The following is a 19,007-nucleotide window of genomic DNA, read 5'->3' on the forward strand; positions in this document are numbered from 1 at the left end:
ACGCTCAGCCCTCGAACTTGCCGCTCTTGAGCGGGGCGAAGTCCGGGCCCTTCACCTGGTAGACGGTCAGCAGCTTGTTCGTGCTGTCACCGTACTGGTCGAAGCCCATCTCACCGTTGGCACCGTTCTGCTTGTAGGCGCCGACGTTCTTGAGCAGGTCCGCACGCATGGACTCGCTCCACGCCTTGCCACCCTCGAGGGTCTTGGCCAGACCACCGATCAGGGCGTTCGCGGCGTCGTAGGACAGCGAACCGTAGGCGCTGTACGGGTCCTTGTAGTTCTTGGCCTTGTAGGCGTCGATGAACGCCTTGGCCTCGCTCAGGCTCTCGGCCGGGGCACCCACGGAGGTGGCCAGGTCACCCTCGGCCTGCGCGCCGGCCAGCTGCACGTAGGTCTTGTCCACGATGCCGTCGCCGCCCATCAGCGGAACCTTGACGCCGGCGTCCTTGAGCTGCTTGGAGAACGGACCGGCGGCACCGTACTCACCGCCGTAGTACACGGCGTCCGGGTTGCTCGGCTTGAGCTTGGCGATCACACCGGAGAAGTCGGTGTCCTTCTCGCCGACCTTCTCGCGGGCGACGATCTTCGCGCCGTTCTTCTCGGCCTGCTTGATGAACTCGCCGGCCAGGCCCTCACCGTAGGTCTTGCCGTCGGTGACCACCGCGATGTTCTTCTTGCCGGCGTCCTTGACCAGGTAGTTGGCCGCGTACGGGCCCTGCAGGTCGTCGGTGGCGCAGGTGCGGAAGTAGGTCTCGAACGGGCGCTTGGGCGCGGTGCCGTAGTTCTCGCCGCGGGTCAGCGTCGGGTTGGTGTTCGCCGGGGAGATCTGGACGATCTTCTTGGCGGCCAGGATCGGCTGGATGACCTGCGCGACCGAGGAGTTCAGCGGGCCGATGACACCGATGGTGTTGGGGTCGGAGGCCAGCTTGGTGGCCGCCTGGCCACCCTTCTCGGGCGTCTTCTCGTCGTCCTGCGCGTCCAGCACGAGCTTGTACCCGGGAACGGCACACTTCTCGTTGGCCTGCGACACCGCGAGGTCGGTCGAGTTCTTCATGCCCTGCCCGAGCGCGGTCAATTCACCGGTGAGGGGAGCGACGAAACCGACGACCAGGGTGCCCTTGCTGGTGTCGCAGGACTGGCCACCGGAATTTCCACCGGAACCGGCTTCCTGTTTATTGGTGCTGCAAGAAGCGAGCAATAGTGCACCAGCCGCCAGCACTGCGGCCGTTGCCACCTTCTTCTGCACGAGACAATCCTCCTCGGTGCCGCGGCCGCGCAAATACGCAACCCGCAATTGGCTCCCGCCTGACAGGAGCGCTGGGCGGAACTTAGGCGATGGACCTGCCGAGAGTCAGCCATCCGTTGAAGAGCGTAACCAGAACGCAACGTTCGCGTACGTTCAGCGGACACTACCTCAAGTTTGTCTTAACTCTCGGACGCCGGAACTAGCATAGACTGCGGTAGGTGACGCGCCGCGCCCGCATTAGCGCTTGGCTGGCGGGGGTCGCGCTGGTCGCCCTGGCGGTGATCATGCTCCGCGATCAGTCCGCGCCGGAGGCCACCGGGCCGCCGTTCCCCCGCTTCGCGTCCGACTCCGTGGTGCTGCCGCAGCCGGCCGGGGCGGTCGAACCACCCGGTCCGGTGACTGTCCAACCAGGACCGAGCCGATTACGTTTGGCCTGGGCAGACGGTGTGCCGGGTGGGCGCGCGGTGCCCGGCGCGGCGGCCTTCGAGGTGCGCTGGGCGGGTCAGGTCCGGCTGGTCGGCCAGCCCGCCGCCCAGCTGGACGGACTGGTCCGGCAGGACTACTCGATCGAGGTCCGGACGGTCGACCCGTTCGGGCAGCGCTCCGCGCCTGTCCGGGTCCACGGCACGCCACTGAATTCCTCCCCGCCATTGTCCGGATATGCCGACGAGTTCGATACGGCCGACGGCATTCATTCGGAGCTGCCCGGATCGAGGTGGCATGTATCGGCCTATCGGGGGTGTGTGGACCTGGCCGCCGGAACATCGGCGAAAAAGGGCCAATTAGCCATTCAGCTGGCGTGTGGTGCCGATGACGTGGTCATGCGGTCACGCGCCGCGTTGGAAATTCGCCCGGACGCGCGGGTGACCGTGGTGACCGATGCGGCGGCCCCTCGTGGGGAACTCACCATCGGATTCGTCCCGGGGCCGGCCGACCGGATCGGGTCGCGCAGTCGGGGGGCACCGGCGTTGCCCGCCGGGGCGATACAGGTGTCCTTTTCGGATTCCGGTGTTGACGTGATCACCGGACCTTCGGTGCCCCGCGGCGGCACTGCGCCACCGGCTGTCACGGCGCCCAAGCGGGGCACGGGGGTGCTGCACCGGTTCGAGGTCGCGCTCACCCCATCGGGCGTACGGGTGTATCAGGACGCGCTGCTCGTGGGTACCTCGGACGTGGTGCTGCCGGGGCCGGCCGCGACCGTTCTGGTGGGGCTGGCGGGTCCGCCGGGGCGGCGCTCGACCTTCTATGTGGACGGGATCGCACTGTCTTCCGTGGTGCCCGGCCCGGATGTCGTCGAGGCCGACGCGCACATGGGGACGCAGCGGGTGCTGCGGCCGACCGAGAACGCGCCGGGGATCGGGATGGCGCGGCAGCCGCTGGTGGGTGCCACGTCGGCGCGGATCCGGACGACCGTGACGCTGGGCGCGGGGCTGGATCCTTCGGGGCTCACGTTGCAGATCGGCGACCAGTTCCTGCCGTTGGTGCCGGCCACCCCGGGGCCGCCCGCCGCGGCGGGCACGGACGTGACTCTGGTGGCCGAGTTGCCGCCTGCGCTGTTCGCGGCGGATGGTCCGCCCGCGGTGAGCCCGCTCGTGGTGCGGGGCGCGGGTTCCGGCGCGGTGCTGGAGTCCTATGTGGAGATCACCGGGCCGGCGCGGCGTGCCGAGCGGCGGCCGGACCCGGAGCTCAAGCCGCCCGCCCCGGCGATGCCCGTGGTGACCGTGGGGTTCCCGGGTTCGGTGGGGCAGACCGTGCGGTCGCCGTTCGTGCTCGAGGTCGGCATGGACGCTTCGTTCACCGACCAGGTGATGCCCGTGCGCGGGTTCGAGGTGTACGTGGAGGGGTTCCGGATCGCCTCGGTTCCCACCGACCTGGGCGGCCCGGCCGCGGGTGGCCGATATCAGCTCACCGTGGCCTTGCCCGGTGAGCTGCCCGGTTCGCAGAGCATGGCCGTGCGGGTGTATCCGGCCGTCGGCGACCCGCAGACCAGCCTGGTGGAGTTCCTGCTGGTCAGCTGAGGTTCTCCACGACCGCTTCGGCGACCGCCTTCATGGTGGTGCGGCGGTCCATCGCGGTGCGCTGGATCCACCGGAACGCCTCCGGCTCGCTGAGCGACTGCTTGCTCATCAGCAGGCCTTTGGCGCGCTCGACCACCTTGCGGGTCTCCAGGCGTTCGGTCAGCCCGGCCACCTCGTTCTCCAGCGCCTGCATCTCGGAGAACCGGCTGACCGCCAGTTCGATCGCGGGCACCAGGTCGTGCTTGGCGAACGGCTTCACCAGGTAGGCCATCGCACCGGCGTCGCGGGCCCGCTCGACCAGGTCGCGCTGCGAGAACGCGGTGAGGATGACACACGGCGCGACCCGTTCACCCACAATGGTGGAAGCCGCCTCGATGCCGTCCATCTTGGGCATCTTCACGTCGAGGATGACCAGGTCGGGCTTGAGCTCGCTGGCCAGCCGCACGGCCTCCTCGCCGTCCGCGGCCTGGCCGGCCACCTCGTAGCCCTCCTCGCTGAGCATCTCCACGAGATCGAGCCGGATGAGCGCCTCATCCTCCGCAACGAGCACTCGCCGCTGCACACGGGCCTCGGTAGCCACCTCGGTCACCGGGGTCCTCCTCGCTGTTGGGTGCTGCAAACACACACGAAAGCCGAAACAGCAGCGTACCGGCCCCACCACCCCAACGGCGCGATCAAGAGCGTTATCCCCCGCACACCACCCACCCGCAGTGGCCCGGGGCTGATCGCGTAAAGTGCGTCGCCAAGCCCCCGTAGCCCAATCGGCAGAGGCAGCGGACTCAAAATCCGTCCAGTGTGCGTTCGAGTCGCACCGGGGGCACACCGTCTGAACAGGCGTTACAGCTGAATAGAGATCAACTCAGTTGATCAATGGGTGCTGCCGTGGGTGCGAGTACGCTCACGGCTATGGCTCGTTCACGCCCTGATGACCGCGAACGCGGTCGGATCGAAGAGCGTGGCGGATCGCTCCGAGTGGTCGTCTACGCAGGGCTCGATCCCGTCACCGGCAAGCGCGTGTACCTCCGCGAAACGATCTCCGGAACCACCAAAACCTCTTACAAGAAGGCAAATTCGGTCCTCGGCAAGTTCTTGGCCCAGGTCGACGAACAGCGTTCGGTCAGCTCGTCCGTGACGCTCGCATACGCCATCGACGAGTGGATGCGAACGAGCGAACTTGAAGACAGCACAAGGAAAACGTACGAGGGCTACATCAAGCGCACGATCTTGCCCGTGCTCGGCTCGCTGGCCGCCAAGGAGGTAGACGCCCGGGCTCTCGAAAGCTTCTACACCGAACTACGCCGCTGCCGCACCCGTTGCGACGGCAAGCCGTTCATCGAGAAGCACAGCACGAAGGACGAGCACGACTGTGTAGCCGAAGAATGCAAGCCGCACACCTGCAAGCCCATGGCCGCATCGACCGTCCGCCAGATCCACTCGATCATCAGCGGCGCCCTCGCTGCCGCCGAACGCTGGGGCTGGATCACCAGCAATCCAGCCAAAATCGCCCGCCGCCCCAAGCAAAAACGCCCCGAACCCGATCCCCCGACATCCGCTGAAGCCGCCCGACTAGTCGAAGAGGCCTTCGAGATGGACGAAGACTGGGGCGTACTGGTCTGGCTCGCCATGACGACCGGCATGCGACGCGGCGAACTCTGCGGCCTCCGCTTCTCCCGCATCGACTTGGACGCTGAAGTCATCGATGTCCGCCGGAACTGGGTCCTTGGCAAGGAGAAGGACACCAAAACTCACCAGATCCGCCGAATCGCCCTCGACTCCGAAACAGTGACGCTGCTCCGACAGCACCGCGAACGCGTCGCAGCCCGCATGCGCTCAGTCGACCAAGAATTCAGCGAAGACCTGTTCGTCTTCACAGGCACCCAGACACGCGGTCACACCGAGCCGTATCCGCCCAACGCGGTAACCCAGCGGTACAGAGACATGGCAACCCGCCTCAACATAGACACGCATCTACACGCTCTGCGCCACTACAGCGCTACCGAACTACTGACCGCCGGTATAGACCTCCCCACCGTAGCCGGACGACTTGGCCACGGCGGAGGCGGAGCTACAACGCTGCGCGTGTACGCAGCATGGGTAGCTGCATCGGACAGGAAGGCCGCTGAAATCCTAGGCTCCCGGATGCCCAAACGTCATCGTTGAAATTACTTGCCCAAATGCCTCGACACAGCAGGGACCCTTCACAACACTCGCCGACTCGCTCCAACGCGATCGCGAGCGTACTCTCTGTCTCCTGCCGAAGGAGGCGCTCATAAGCTTCGACGACGACCGCCGACGACTTGCAGGGAAGTACGATCCCAATCATCGTTACACAAACTTCGGCGCTACCCTCCAATCCATCGATGTAGACGGATTTCGCGGCGTCAACAACCTGAAGCTTGAATTCGCGTCACCAATTACCGCATTTTGCGGACTCAACGGCACAGGAAAGAGTACGATAGCCCAACTAATAGCGTGCGCATTCCGCAATCCAACCACCGCTGCCCTAAGGCGCTACTACGTCAAAGATTTCTTCCCAGTTTCAGCGGCGGATCCAACTCCATTCAGCGAAGACGCAAGCGCGATCTACACGTACACCGTTGAGCGAGGAGCGGATGCTCAACAAGTGACAGTAAAACGAGCACAAAAGGAGTGGTCGGGATACAAAATACAGCCGGAGCGCGCTTGCTACTACGTAGGCTTTACACAGTTTATTCCAAAGGTTGAGCGCCGCGACTTTTCCATTTATCGCGGCCATTTGGCTCAGCTTGGCGAGAACAGACCGCTGGACGAAACCACCGCAATAAAAATTTCCTCAATACTCGGCATCGCCTACAGTTCACTCTCTTTTCGCGAGCTCCGCCATGGCAAGCGGGCCGCAGAACTTGCCACCGCGACAACGAATGGGATTACCTACTCCGAAAACAACATGGGCTTCGGAGAAGGGCGAGTTGTCTACATGGTAAGAAGCATGGAGGAAGCACCCGCCCAAAGCCTGTTCGTTCTCGAAGAGCCGGAGACCTCGCTACACGGAGAAGCGCAGGTACGCCTCGCAGAGTACCTTGTCGACGCGTGCGCACGCCGAGGGCACCAGATCGTTCTCACCACCCACAGCGCGGCAATACTCCAGAGACTACCATCGGCCGCAATCGTTTATCTACGCAGAGAGCCTGAATCGCGCAGGCTCGAAGCATTTCCCGGCCTGCCGGCCTATCAAATAGATGCCTACTTGCGTGGAGTGGGAGCGAAAAAAGATCGCACAATATGCGTTGAAGACAGCTTCGCTAAAACTCTCGTTTGCGAGATCCTACGCCAATACGCCCGGAACCTACTGGCCGGATCGTCGGTCATCCCTATAGGAAGCAGAGACGAAGTGCACTCTGCGGTACAAGTGCTCACCGCAGCGGGAGTAAAAGCAGCCGGGGTAACCGACGCCGACGCGGGTCACACAGGTGTCGATTCAACCATGAGCCTACCCGGCGAGATACCACCCGAATTGCAAGTTTTCGAAAACGAATCTGTACAACAGTTTGTCTGTCAACAGTATTCAGTTGATGTCAAGGGTGTCCTCATACAGTGTCACGACCACCACGAAATTCCAGGGAGGCTGGCGGCCGAAGCATACATTCTTAAAGACGTAATCAACACCGAAGCCTGCCGCGTCTGGGTCGAATCGCAAGGCGAGAAGCTATTCATACCGCTAATAGAGTTCTTGGACAAAACCCTGCTATAGCCTACTCCCGCTTCCCTGCTTGAACCATGCCTGCCAAGTAGTCCGTAGGCTGCCGCCGTGACTGAGTCACACGGCTCATGGAAAACATACGGCGAGCGGCTCGTCTACGACAACCGATGGGTCCGACTTGGACTCGTAGACGTCGAGGCTCCGAACGGGGAACGCTGGGACTACCACGTTGTCCACCTGGCACCGATCGCCATAGGACTGATCGTCAACGAGAACGACGAAGTTCTGATGCTGTGGCGCTACCGGTTCGCCACCGAGCAGTGGGGGTATGAGCTGCTGGGCGGCCTTGTCGAGGAGGGAGAGCCGCCTGCAGCGACGGCGGCCCGTGAGGTCGAGGAAGAGAGCGGCTGGCGGCCGGTTGGTGAACCAGAGCACTTGATCGGGTTCGAACCGTTGCCGGGTCAGGTAACGGCGAAGACGGACGTGTACTTGTGGCGGCAGGCAGAGAAGGTCGGCGAGCCGACGGACACTGAGGAAGTTGGCCGCTTGGAATGGGTCCCGCTGAGCCGCATCCCAGAGTTGGCTCTACAGCAGCAGATCCTGGGTGCGGGGGCGCTGGTTCCGTTGCTGTACTACCTGGCCTCACGCAACACTGACGCTGCCGGGCAGGATTAGGCCGCTGAGTCGCCGCCGCTGTCGGTCGGACTTGATCTGGTTGGCGAACCGCTTGGCCTCGCGGGCATACGCAAGCGCGGCGTCACGGTCACCGGCAGCGGCGTAGGCGAACGCAAGATCAACCAGCATGCCCGTCTTGGCGCGCACGAACTCCTTAGGCAGACGCGGCAACGAGTGACTGAGTTGGTCGATCGCGTCAGGCTCGCCAAGGCGAGCAAGTGCATGACCACGCCACCGGGCCAGATGCGCGTCGGCGAGAAACAGATACGGCAGCGCCGGGTCTACGGGATCAGGCGGCACAAGCGCGTCTGCGGCATCGAACGCCCGGAACGCGTCGTCACGTCGCCCGGCTGCTGCGAGCCCCTCTCCGTGGGCGGCAGCCAGCCAAGCGCGAAGCAACGGCGGCGCGGAGTGCTCGGCGACCGCCCGCGCGGCAGAAAGCAACTCGACCGCGCCAGTGATCTCGCCAAGGTCGATGAGGATGAACGCCTGCTGCGCGGTCGCGTGGGCTAGCAATGTCGGCCAGTGCTGCAAGTGGCGGCGCACGGTCTGGGCGCTGCCACGGAAGCCTTGTGCGGTGATCTCGGCATGCAACGCCGCGGCGTTGACGCAGCCTTCTGCCCAGCGTTTCTTCAGGTAGGGCATAAAGGTGTTGAGGATCGTGCTACGCTGGACGCCGGTGCTGATCAGCTCCATCGACGGTGCCGCGGGCGTAGCGGCGTACTGTTTTTCGATCAAGGTTGAGTTCTCGGGCGATCGCGCTGATGGTCCAGCCTCGAGCCATCATCTGCTGGATCAGTGGCTGCTGCTCGGCGATCCGTTGAGCCAACAGCCCATGTGGTGGCTCGAACTCCGGAGTGGGCAGGGTCGGCATCTGCTCTACGGGTTGTTCTCGCAGGCTGGACTTGTTGCGGCCCAGCACCTTTCGACGGCTGACGACAGGTTGGCCAGCAGGTGCCGGCGATCGGCCACCTGGGTCGTATTCGGAGCGCCGCGGCGGCCGCCGTCTGCGAAGTAGCTTGCGCGGTCTCGGTAGATCACCTCGATACCGGGATGCTGTTCCAACCACGCGGCCAAGGCATCAGAAGTGGCCTCCGGCAACAAGTCCACCGGACGATGACTGGCCATATCCACCACGATAGGCCCGTACCTACGCCTTTGGGGAACGCCCATTCATCGACCCCGATCACCGCAAGTGGCCCGATCTCGTTCTCGGGCAACGCACGGATGATGCGCAGCAACGTCATCCTGCTGACCGCGTTGGCGATCCCCTTGCATAACCGCGATCCTGGGCGACCGCCCAGCGCCAGCGCGATGCGCCGTAGCACGTCCTGTAACTGCACACTGCGACGTCCATAACGGACAGTCAGACCATCCACCTGCTCGGCGAAGATGCGCTGTGGGCACTGGTCGTTGCCGCAGAAGAACCTGCGGACTTCCAAGCGCAATGTCGTCTCTTGTCCCGACACAGCCCGATCAGCCACACGTCAGAGGTAGCGGCTGTGCACCCTGTTCGACGTGCCCTCGCATCGCGGGCATGACGCGACCGGTGCAGTGGTAGTGGCATCTATCGCGATCGACGCTCCGGCCCAACTGACGTTCGTGACGCGCACAGTGGATAAGTGTGGGAACAGCAAGGCGAATACATCAGCCGCGAGCACACACCATGATCAACTATAGAGACCGTGAGGTCTTCGGGGGTCGGGTCGTTGCCGGGCTGTCTCTCTCGCACAGCAATGGTCCGACCGAGGGCAACGTGCCGAGGGCAACGTGAACCGGTTGAAGCTGATCAAGCGGGCTATGTTCGGCCGGGCGAACTTCGACCTGCTCCGCCGTCGCGTCCTGCACCGCACATGACCAACACCCGCCATCACCGAAACCGTGCCAGAACCAGAGTCAACTAGCGCCATCACGGCTGGCAGGATCGTGGAGTTCAAGCCTTGTTGCTCGAGTTTGGAGATCGCGCCCATGACTTTCGCCAGTTCAGCGCGAACCTCCTGATTTGTGACACTGATGCCAGTACCGCGCGCCACAAGATAGACGCCTACCGTGTGGCGCAGCCCTTGGAGCGTCGCGTCCGGAACGACTGCCGTGTCAGCGATGTGCTCAACCTGCTGAGTCAACCCGTTGGGCAACAACGGAACACCGCTGCGCGGCGTGGCACGGAACAGCCAGATCGGGCCGGTTGCCGGGTAGCGCCAGCGTTGCACGTGCTCGGTCCAGTAGCCGGCTGTGCTCGTGGAGAGGGTCAGCTGGCCGCGGCGATGGTGGTGCAGGGACACGATTACGCCGTCCTGCCAGGCTCGGCGGATGTCCATCACGCGCCCTGCGAGATCGGTCGTGTGCAGTGCGGCGAGTTCAGCGCGCTCGGTGCCGCTGTCCGCTGCGAGACGAACGATCGACGCCCTCCAGCCCGGCGCCGAGGCCGCATGCCACCTGCGCCACTACCAACAGATCAGCTTGCCGTTGGTTCAGTAAGACCGCGGTCTGTCCGCGGTCCGAGGTACCGCGTCCAACCAAGATCAGATGCCTGTAAGGCTCAGCGTTGAACAGGATCGGTCCGCTTGAGGTAGGCGGCCGCGGTCTTGAAGTAGGGCAACCTAGCCCAGTTCTCCCAGTCTCCGATGATGTAGAGGCGACGTTTGGCCCGGCTGATGGCGACATTGAGCAGGTTCGGTTCGCTGGAAGCCCATCCGCGGGCGCCCACCCGGTCGGGCGCGCCGCCCAGCACGAGGATGACGATGTCAGCTTCCTTGCCTTGCGCAGTGTGCACAGTGCCGCCAGTCAGCCCTGTATATTGGCGGGTCCTGCGGGCGATCTGCCGGGCGACATCGCGGAACGGACCGATGACCATGACGTCTGACATGCGGAACTTGTGTGTGGCGAGGGTGCGGAGTAAATGGTCCAGTTCACGCCCCTCAGCAGGAATCCAGTTGCCCTGCGCGTCGCGGCTCTCGACATCAATCCAAATCGACGGTGGCAGGTCCGGATACGCCGCGGTGAACCGCTGTTGCGCGTCGCGCCCAATGCCGTTGATCATCAGGCCGCCGTAGGCGATCGAGTTGACAATGGTGAACATCGGGTGGTCGCAGCGCCGGTGAACCGTCAGGGGCACTCCCACCCACGTCTCGTCCCCGTCTCCGACGGGCAGCGTGGTGCCCAGCGAGGTGAGAGCATCCGCACGGACTTGGACGGAGGTTCCGTGGGTTGACCATTCCTCGCCGACGCCCAGCGTGTCGCGGATTGCGTCCTCAGCCGAAAACGGCAAAGTAACGATCGGTTTGAGTTGGAGGGGATCACCGACCACCACCGCGTGCTGGGTCCGCCACAGAGCCCCGACAGCGTTCTGGGGTGTGGCCTGTCCGGCTTCGTCGATGAGCAGCCAGCCCAACGATTCTGTGCCGACGTGGCCAAACAGCCGGGCGTAGGAGGCGAAGGTGGTTGAGACCACGGGCACGACGAAGAACAGGTTCTGCCAGGCGGCCAGGGCCGATTCGGCGTCCAGGTCCCTGGGAGCCTCACCGGTCACGAGGTCCATGGCAGCCTGCAGATTGCGGCGCATCTGGCCGGCGGCGTGCTGAAGAAAAGTCTTATGCAGAGCCAAAGCCGCGACAAACAGCTCTGTGCGGGCCTGGTTCCAACCGGCGTCCGTCCACAGCGCGGCCTTCTCTCGATGCTCGCGCTTGTTCCACCATCGCTCGTGGGGGTAGTGGTCGCTCAGGGGTGCGGCGTCTCGCTTGAGCTGTTTGTCGAGGGCCGCGATCTCGGTTTCACAGTCACGCAAAGACTTCTCGCTCGCGGTCTGGGCAAGGTGCGCTTCGGTCTCTGTGTCCTTCGCCTGTGCCACCTCGCGGTTGGCCGCCACGAGCGGTGGGTGGGTGATCGTGGGCTTGGGCACTCCGGCGGCAAGGAGCCGTCGGATCGCATCCAGTTCGTGCTGGGCGCTGTCGATGTCCTGCTGCAGGGATGCGCGCTGACCGTGCGCGACGTCCAACTGGTGATGGGCATGAGCCAGGTCCTGCCGGGCCTCCTCCACCTGGGTAGCCAGCCACCGGTCCTTTCGCGTCCACGCGCGCCCGGCAGTGCCGAAGCTGATCAGCCGCTTCCACAGTCCCGGCCGGGAAGCCTGATGTGCAGCGCGGGTGTCCCATCGGCGGCTCGACTCCGCCGTCCACGTACCAACGATCCGCTCGGCGCTGGCCAACGGCCCGGCAACGAAGCGCAGCAACTCGGCAGTGCGCTGCCGCACCAACTGCTCGGCGATCTCCCCGCGCTGACGGGCAGCCTGCTCGGCCTCGGCCTGTTGGCGCAGCGCGATCCGCTCGGCCTCCGCCGCACGCTCACGCTGGATACCGACCGCGGCCTCGCGCTGCGCGGTCGCCTTCTCGACCCGCTTCACCGCCTGCGCAACCCGCTCACGCAGGTCGTCCAGTGTGTCGCGCAAGTGCTCGCGACGCTGGAACGCCTGGTACACCCTCATGCGCTCAGCGCGGATCGCTTTCACACGCGCTTCGGCATCCCGGAAGGCGTCCACGGCATCGGACCACGGCCGGGGTGTGCCGCCGCCGTCCGCGTAGGTCTTCAGTGCCTCGTTCAGGCCGAACCAGGCGTCGTCATCGTTGGGCTGGTTGGGTGTGTGGTACCAGAACGCGCTGGTGAACCGGCGGCGGTTGGCCTTGTTGCCCAGCCGGGCCGCGACCAATGCCCAGCCTTGTTCACTGGCCTGGGCCGGTTGCCGGACATGCCCGTCGGATTCCGGGGCCAACAACGCGGTGGCGATCTCAGGGAAGTAGTCGAGGGTTGCTGCCTGGTCGTGCCATGAGCTGTCGATGGCCTCGGCGGCAGGGATCTCGTCGGTGATGTTCTGCACGGCGGTGTTGTTCGCCGACGCCACCACGATCTCGAACCCGGTCAGCTCGGGCCTCAACGGGCTGACCACCCGCGTGTATTTACCGGTCTTCCAGCGCCGTTGTTCACCGGTGAAGGCCTCGTCCGGGTCTGACAGTGTCGCCAGCCGGGTGGCGCGCTGCACGATCAGGGCTGCGATCAGGTCACGCAGCATCGTCGTCTTTCCCGTGCCCGGCGGCCCGTTCACGCCCATGACGCCAGCACCAGTCATGCCGAAGGCGGTGTTGACTGCCAACTGCTGGTTCAGTGCGAGCGCGTGCGCGGGCCGGCTGGGCCACCGGCCCGCAGGCACCCGGTCCGGTGCGGTGCGCTCGACGACCGTGCTGATCGCCTCGCGCACGTCGACGCGATCAGTCTTGGAGATCTCGTCGTCCGGGGTGAGATAGGCGCGCAGTGCGGTGCCGATGTCTCCCATGGCGATGCGCTCCGCCACGTGTTCGAGGTCGTCCATGATGAGGCTGTTGAGGAAATCGGTGCCACCAGGCTCGTCCGCTTTGCGCCGGGCCACGAACTGACTGCTGATGCGGATCTGCGTGCACGACACCAGTTCGCCCATCCCGGTAGCGCCTACGGCGAGGTCCAGGCATTCGAGCACCGCGTCGAGGTCGAGGACGCGGCCGTCCTGTTGCGAGGACCCATCCTGGTGCTCATTGGTGACAAGTTCGCGCCATGCCTCACGGAAATCGACGGTGGCATCGCGAAATCCCGAGAGCCAGTCCCGTCCGACCTGGCCTTCCCGCGACGCCTGACCGGTCGCCCAAGCGCAACTGGAGAGCACCTCGGTGTCTACGACAGCACGTCCGTCCTCGCCCACAGCGAACGCGGCAAGCGCACTTTCTCCAGGTGGGCGTTCGTTATAGCTGCCCGCAACAGCAGGAAAGACTCGCGAGAGCACATCAAACATCTCTTCCAGCCGAAAGACGCCCAGATAGACGACATGCCGCCACGCTTGGTTCTCTTCCAGCTTCCACCTAGCAAGTTGATGTTCTGGCTCCCACGGCAACGGCGCGCCAGGCCGGACACCAAACACCTGTTGCTGACTGTCGACCGGATCCACCTTCTGCGGATTGAACAACTCCACCGTCCGCCAGAACCGCACAATCTCAGCTCGCCGAACGTCCAGCCCGGGTTCCGCCGCCAGCTTCGACCGACGACCCAGTTGCTTCATAGAACCCAAGTTCCTCGCGCGTCCCATCGCGTCACCAACTCTCTGACATACCACGGACGTGACCTCAAGGATCGACACCGCCCGCCGTTCTGGACATCGACGCCGCTCAGGCCACTCCGTGGCCGCCACCTGTCACCAGAAGCTGAAAGATCCTCACCGCGACTCGAACACGGACGCCGGTGTACCAGGCTTCCATGGCGAATCGTCACCGAAAGGGCGTTCGGCTGCCCCGTCGCCGCCGAGCCCAACAGGATGTTCTCCGCGCGGGCTACCACATCACTGGTGACCGCCCTCGGAGATCACTTCAGCCAGTTCCTCGTCCGACAGCGCCGTCCGAGGATGATCGTCCCCACTGTCTGTGGAGTATCCCGGCCGTTGACTTCGGGTCATGCCCTCTCCCTGGCAATCCGCAGCGGTCCCCCATCGTCACGACTCGGTTTTAGGCAGCCGTCCCCGCGCTCCCCCCACCGAATCCCAAGATTTTTCGCACACCTGGATCCGTCTTCGGCACGGAGGGAGTCACCCAAGCCCCGCCGAGAAACCCAGCGAACACAGCAAAACCCGACGCCCCCGCCGGAGACCACCACCATGCCCACCTCGCCACCAACACACCCGGACGAGCACTTCGCCGTCCGCACCGCCCTGGTCCTGCTGTTCTCCCTGTTCATCGCCATCGGTGCCGGACAACCTCGGCGCGGTCGCGGTCGGTGACTCTCCGCAAGACGTCCCCTTCGGGGTAATGTCAGCATCGATCCGGGCGACAAATCTACCCTCTGGTGCAGCGACGGCGACGCATTTCGACGTCACCAGCCCGGGATCGCCTGTCTGGCAAGGGCATCCGTGGACGCGCGTGTCGACACTGGGCAGCTCGATACATGACGATGCCGGAAAACGTTGTGCCGTAACAGACCCAGGCGATGCTGGTGGCACGAATGGAGTGTGCTGTCAGCTGCCGTGGTGTGGTTGTGGCACGGGGTGCACGACCCAGCCTGTGCCGGCGTGTCGCGGGAAGGCGGAGCTGTCCGCCTTCCCGCGCAAGGACATTCGCCTCAGCCGAGCACTGATCGTTCGACATAGCCCCAACGTCGGGCATGCGGGACGTAGACCTTCACCCAATGGCCGTTCGATCGGGTGCGCGCGCTGACGTCGACGTGCCACCCTGCCTGCACGTTGCCGATCACGAAGTTGACGTCATCGCGCAGCGTGGCGTCACGGCGCACCGCCAGGTCTGGCTGGACGATCGCGGCCGCCGGGATGGTGAAGCTGACCGGGCGCCAGCCCGATGTGGTCTGGTTGCTGCGTCCTTCCCGGATCCGGTCGGGGATCGCTCGGCCGGCCGGGTAGCCGCCCTGCTTGACCGATACGCCGATGCACTCCCGGCGGGTGAAGCCCCACCACGGGAAGATCTTGTGCGCGCGGGCCGAGTACGACACGACCGCCCAGTCGGCGTTGACGTTGTAGCGCCAGATCAGCGTGTGCCCGGCCGGAATGGTGAAGGTGCTGTTGGCCGTGACCCCGTCCTTGGGATAGTTGAGGTACACCGTGCAACTGTCCTTGGCGGTGTACTGCACGAACAGCCCAGGTCCTGACGCCGCCGCCTGGGCGGCGCCACCAGCATCGGTGGGCGCGGCGAACACCGGTGGCGCCAGGCTCAGCAGGGCCAGGGCGAGAATGATCACGGCGCGCGTGACGGTACGTATCACGGCTTTCCTTTCATGGTGGTGCTTCGTGGGAAGTGACGCCGGGAGCGGTCAGAATTGGGGTGCGCCCGTGTCCGGGTCGTTGTAGGTCGGGATCACTGCGTTGGTGGTTGGATCGCGCATGGTCAGGCATTCCGGTCGCACGAAGCCCCAGCCGTACGTCGCGTCGCGCACGACCGCGGCTTTGCCATCGAGGGTCACAAACCGGTAGTCGACCTGCTTCGATTCGCCGCCGGCGCGGTAGGTCTGATCGGCCGGATCACGCAGGGAGCCGTGCTGGAAGTCGGTTCCCGTGAAATAGTTGTAGTACAGTCGGCAATCTTTTCCGGCGTCCGCGTTGATTGTGGTCGGTGCACCGCTGGTTCCCTTGGTGCCCGCTGGCGCACTGAACCTCTTGCCCACGTGAGTACGCTGCCACATGTGATTCGCCGTCGCGGCCGAGCAGCTGCTCTTCGCGCTGCCCATGCGCGCACCACGAGCGCTGCGATGAAGCCATCCGCACATATTGGTTCCGGCGCCGGTCAACCGGCCGTAATAGTGGCCCTTGAAACGGCCACCGACCTGTGTGAACGTGGAGCCGGTCATGATTCGGCCGAGGTAGTAGCCGAATGGTTTGTTGGTGATACGGGCGCCGGCCCCAGGCTCGTCCAGGCCGTTGTTCGGGCTGGGGATATCTCCGTCGGTGGTGAGGTAGCTCGGATTGGCTACCGCGGCAGGCGCAGCAGCGAAAGTGGACGCACCGAAAGCGAGCGTCGCTGCGATAGTGGTACACACAATGCGGCGTCGACTAGACGGCGACTCGGCATTCGATCGGCGGGAGGTTGTCACCAACACCGCATCTCTCCTTCGCACGTAGGAAGCGGTAGCGGAGGCAACGGCTAGGCGATGTCGCACCGCCTGCCGTGCCGGGACGGCACCACTATGACATCCGGAAGATCACACATGCATCAATTTCACGCCTAGAAAAGCTGCGAAATATTTCATGCTTCCTACCTGCTGAAACACGATTGATCCCCTCCTGAAGGAAGGACTTGAAATGAGTGAAAAGAGTGATCAGACAGGCCGCCCAGTCGCCACCCGCGGAGGCATACCACCTCGCACTCCGCTGGAATCGATGCTCACCGAGAAAGGCATGACACAACAGCAATTCAAAACCGCGCTCGCTCGGCACGGGGTCGAGCTGTCCGATGCAACCATCAGTCGAACCGTCTCCGGCGAACGAAAATTGAAGCCTAAGGAGCTGCACGCAGCACGCAAAGTGTTCAACCTACCTCCCGACGAATCACTGGATCAATTGACACCCGCCGAGCACGTTTCCGGAGTCGGCAACACGGAACTCGACTCGACAAGATCCACTACGAGACCGTCGAGCCACGAGCGCCTTCGCCTACACCCATTTATCACCGGCATCGCCGCGGGCGTCGTTGTTCTCGCCACTGTCACGGCCGTCATCACCACGTTGCTCTCGCACTCGGCCGATGACAGCACTCAATCCACCTCGCCACGCCCCGTCGGCAACAACAATGACGCCTCGACCCCAGTAGTGCCGCCCGGATGCCAGCAGTACGAGGTCGCGGCAAAGGATCTCGCTCTCCGCGATGAATACGGTTCGCCACTTGTCGAACTGGCTCGCGGCACCAAGGTCACCGTCACCAACGAGCGACATCCCCGCGGCTTGCCGTACTGGCAAGTGACGACGGAAACGGGCCAGACGAACTGGGTAGACCATCGCTATTTGAAACCCGCATGCTGAGACCTCGACACACGACGCCCACCCCGCCGACTCAACCACGTTGACCATCTGCACACCACACGGGTCGACGTACGTTACCCACCGACGTTGTGCGGTCGGGCTCCTTGCGTCGTCGTTCCGACATCGGTTCCCCTAGAGAGCCGAGCCGCAGCGGGAAAAAATGAAGTTCCTTCGACTCGACACACGCGTGGATCGCGATCCTCTCGGCCGTATCGCCGTTCTCTTGAAGGACATCCACCTGTTCCCAAAACAGGACGCGCCACGCTGGAAGCCGCAGCAGCAAACTCGGACCTTGTATGTGCAGACCGATAGCCAGGATGTCGGGCCACTGCCCGGATTTCTAGCCGAGATGGACCTGGGTCCCACAGTGGCCTTCCTGGCCCAGATGGACAAGGCCGCGGCCGCGAAGCTCATCCAGCAGCTGCCTCCAGACAAGGCCATGGCCGTGATGAACGCGATGGCCAAGGAGGAGCCGGTGAAGCCGCAGGCACTGGTCACGAAAGGACGCCGGTGGCAGCCAGGCGGGCGGCCGCAAGCGCAAGACCGAGGGAGGACGGCTCGCCGAGCGGACCGCATCTCAAGCCGGTCTGAGGCACTACCAACGACCAGCGCCCCACCTTTGAATTCGCAGGTGGGGCGCTGGGGCTATCGGCAGAACTACGCAGTGCCCGCCTCGGTGGCGGGCAGCTGGCGCCGTTCCTGGATCGCCGCCAGCGTGGCCTCGCGGCGCGCAGGGGAGATCATCGCCCAGCCCGAGTCAACCTCTTGGCACAGCAGCGAAACCGCCATCATCACGGCCACGAGCGCGTTGACGGCGTTCACCTGGTCGGGCGCGACGACGGCGTGGGCCGTGGCGTGGCGGCTGAACCAGGTAGGCAGAGGGTCCTGCTTGTGCGGCCACCACTCGGCGAGCGCGAGCGGTACGGGCATCAAGGCCGTGACTTCCCGCACCGCCAAGAGCAGTTTCAGCGGGAAGACCTTCTCCCGGGCCATCTGCTCGACGTGCTCCTTGGCCACCCGGTAGTACATCTGCTTGCTGTTTTGCACCATCGGCGAGAACAACTTCCGCAGCAGGTAGTCGATCAGGTTCCCGGCCGACGACTGAGCCGGCGAGATCAAGCCCTGTCGGAGGGCGGTGACGGACTGCTGGGCCACCTCGATCATCTGCCGGTGGGCGGCGGTCGCCTTGTTCGTCGTCGACAACAGGTCGAGCATCTTCTGGCAGTGATCCAGGATGACGAGGGTCCGGGACGCCAGGATGCCGCGAAGTGTTTCCTCGGTCGCGGAGGCGCCGCTCAGGACGAGCAGCTCGACGGTCTCGGGATCAGGCGCCCAAGCCAGCGGAATGCCTGTGCGGAGTGACAGCCGGGCGGCCATCGGGAACGTCCAAGGCAGGGGATCGTCCCCCTGGCCCAGATTCCAGTTCGGCGGGGCCGCTTGGCGGTGGAGCTGGACTGCGCCTTTCCCAGCTTTTTCCACCGTCTTCTCAAGCCAGGCCATGGCCTTGCGGGACGTGTCGCGCAGCGATTTCCGGGCCTGCTCAAACGTGGCCGCTTGGGCTTCCTGGCGCTCCAGCTGACGAGTAGCAGCCTGCTTCATAAGCCGCCGAACAACTTCGACAGTCGGCGAAATGTGGTCTTCCACCGGAGCAGGGTATGCGTCCGGATAGTCTGGCCGCATACCAATTCGCCGTCATCGAGGGAGGTTGCCCTAGATTCCGAGTCGGACGCACCAGCCTGGCGCCATTGGTCCGTCATGCCGACGATGATGTCGGCCTCGCTGCGGTCCGAAGGGAACGTTGCCGAGCTGGGCCAGCTCATCGTAAATGCGGTCCGCAGTGCGCGGTGGCCGCTCGCGGCA

Annotated in this window: 13 protein-coding genes and 1 tRNA gene; 6 read left to right on the top strand and 8 right to left on the bottom strand. The window is 64.4% G+C overall.

Features of this window, described 5'->3' with window-relative positions:
• Nucleotides 1-4 precede the first annotated feature (4 nt).
• Nucleotides 5-1,246 (bottom strand): branched-chain amino acid ABC transporter substrate-binding protein, encoded by a 1,242-nt coding sequence (locus tag AB0J95_RS23920; RefSeq protein WP_364761643.1) that lies wholly within the window; start codon nt 1,244-1,246, stop codon nt 5-7.
• Between the two features lie 218 nt (nt 1,247-1,464).
• Here AB0J95_RS23920 and AB0J95_RS23925 point away from each other — a divergent pair, with 218 nt between their 5' ends.
• Nucleotides 1,465-3,264 carry a hypothetical protein gene (locus AB0J95_RS23925; RefSeq protein WP_364761646.1) on the top strand — a complete coding sequence of 600 codons (1,800 nt, stop codon included), beginning with the start codon at nt 1,465-1,467 and terminating at the stop codon, nt 3,262-3,264.
• Here AB0J95_RS23925 and AB0J95_RS23930 read toward each other — a convergent pair.
• Nucleotides 3,257-3,853 (bottom strand): response regulator, encoded by a 597-nt coding sequence (locus AB0J95_RS23930; protein WP_364761649.1) that lies wholly within the window; start codon nt 3,851-3,853, stop codon nt 3,257-3,259. The two genes, AB0J95_RS23925 and AB0J95_RS23930, sit on opposite strands and share 8 nt — an antisense overlap.
• A 157-nt stretch (nt 3,854-4,010) precedes the next feature.
• Here AB0J95_RS23930 and AB0J95_RS23935 point away from each other — a divergent pair.
• The 4 genes from AB0J95_RS23935 (at nt 4,011) to AB0J95_RS23950 (ending at nt 7,618) form a co-directional block, all read left to right on the top strand.
• Nucleotides 4,011-4,084, top strand: a tRNA-Leu gene (locus AB0J95_RS23935).
• An 86-nt stretch (nt 4,085-4,170) separates the two neighbouring features.
• A complete protein-coding gene (locus AB0J95_RS23940) occupies nt 4,171-5,424 on the top strand; it encodes a tyrosine-type recombinase/integrase (protein ID WP_364761652.1) in 1,254 nt (417 codons plus the stop codon).
• A gap of 196 nt (nt 5,425-5,620) precedes the next feature.
• Nucleotides 5,621-6,994, top strand: coding sequence for an AAA family ATPase (locus tag AB0J95_RS23945; RefSeq protein WP_364762148.1), 1,374 nt, complete (start codon nt 5,621-5,623; stop codon nt 6,992-6,994).
• Between the two features lie 57 nt (nt 6,995-7,051).
• Entirely contained in the window at nt 7,052-7,618 is a 567-nt protein-coding gene (locus AB0J95_RS23950; protein WP_364761654.1) for an NUDIX hydrolase, read from the top strand.
• Here AB0J95_RS23950 and AB0J95_RS23955 read toward each other — a convergent pair.
• The 5 genes from AB0J95_RS23955 to AB0J95_RS23975 form a co-directional block, all read right to left on the bottom strand.
• Nucleotides 7,586-8,356: a hypothetical protein gene (locus AB0J95_RS23955; RefSeq protein WP_364761657.1), complete on the bottom strand. Its 771-nt coding sequence runs from the start codon at nt 8,354-8,356 to the stop codon at nt 7,586-7,588. The two genes, AB0J95_RS23950 and AB0J95_RS23955, sit on opposite strands and share 33 nt — an antisense overlap.
• 141 nt (nt 8,357-8,497) lie before the next feature.
• Nucleotides 8,498-8,791, bottom strand: a complete 294-nt coding sequence (locus AB0J95_RS23960) for a transposase (protein ID WP_364761660.1) — start codon at nt 8,789-8,791, stop codon at nt 8,498-8,500.
• A gap of 1,366 nt (nt 8,792-10,157) precedes the next feature.
• Nucleotides 10,158-13,694, bottom strand: coding sequence for an AAA domain-containing protein (locus AB0J95_RS23965; protein ID WP_364761663.1), 3,537 nt, complete (start codon nt 13,692-13,694; stop codon nt 10,158-10,160).
• Between the two features lie 1,049 nt (nt 13,695-14,743).
• A complete protein-coding gene (locus AB0J95_RS23970) occupies nt 14,744-15,373 on the bottom strand; it encodes a hypothetical protein (RefSeq protein WP_364761666.1) in 630 nt (209 codons plus the stop codon).
• 72 nt (nt 15,374-15,445) lie between these two features.
• Complete coding sequence (locus AB0J95_RS23975) at nt 15,446-16,228, bottom strand: hypothetical protein (RefSeq protein WP_364761669.1); 783 nt, start codon at nt 16,226-16,228, stop codon at nt 15,446-15,448.
• A gap of 280 nt (nt 16,229-16,508) precedes the next feature.
• Here AB0J95_RS23975 and AB0J95_RS23980 point away from each other — a divergent pair, with 280 nt between their 5' ends.
• A complete protein-coding gene (locus tag AB0J95_RS23980; RefSeq protein WP_364761672.1) occupies nt 16,509-17,147 on the top strand; it encodes a hypothetical protein in 639 nt (212 codons plus the stop codon).
• A gap of 657 nt (nt 17,148-17,804) precedes the next feature.
• Here AB0J95_RS23980 and AB0J95_RS23985 read toward each other — a convergent pair.
• Nucleotides 17,805-18,791, bottom strand: a complete 987-nt coding sequence (locus AB0J95_RS23985) for a hypothetical protein (protein ID WP_364761675.1) — start codon at nt 18,789-18,791, stop codon at nt 17,805-17,807.
• Nucleotides 18,792-19,007 lie beyond the last annotated feature (216 nt).

It is taken from the genome of Actinocrispum sp. NPDC049592 (assembly GCF_040675465.1).
Classification (GTDB): Bacteria; Actinomycetota; Actinomycetes; order Mycobacteriales; family Pseudonocardiaceae; genus Kibdelosporangium.

Excerpts from the sequence above, each read along its gene's own strand:
- AB0J95_RS23980 (WP_364761672.1), top strand. The coding sequence starts at position 16,509 with ATGCTCACCGAGAAAGGCATGACACAACAGCAATTCAAAACCGCGCTC.
- AB0J95_RS23940 (WP_364761652.1), top strand. The coding sequence starts at position 4,171 with ATGGCTCGTTCACGCCCTGATGACCGCGAACGCGGTCGGATCGAAGAG.
- AB0J95_RS23960 (WP_364761660.1), bottom strand. The coding sequence starts at position 8,791 with ATGGGCGTTCCCCAAAGGCGTAGGTACGGGCCTATCGTGGTGGATATG.
- AB0J95_RS23965 (WP_364761663.1), bottom strand. The coding sequence starts at position 13,694 with ATGAAGCAACTGGGTCGTCGGTCGAAGCTGGCGGCGGAACCCGGGCTG.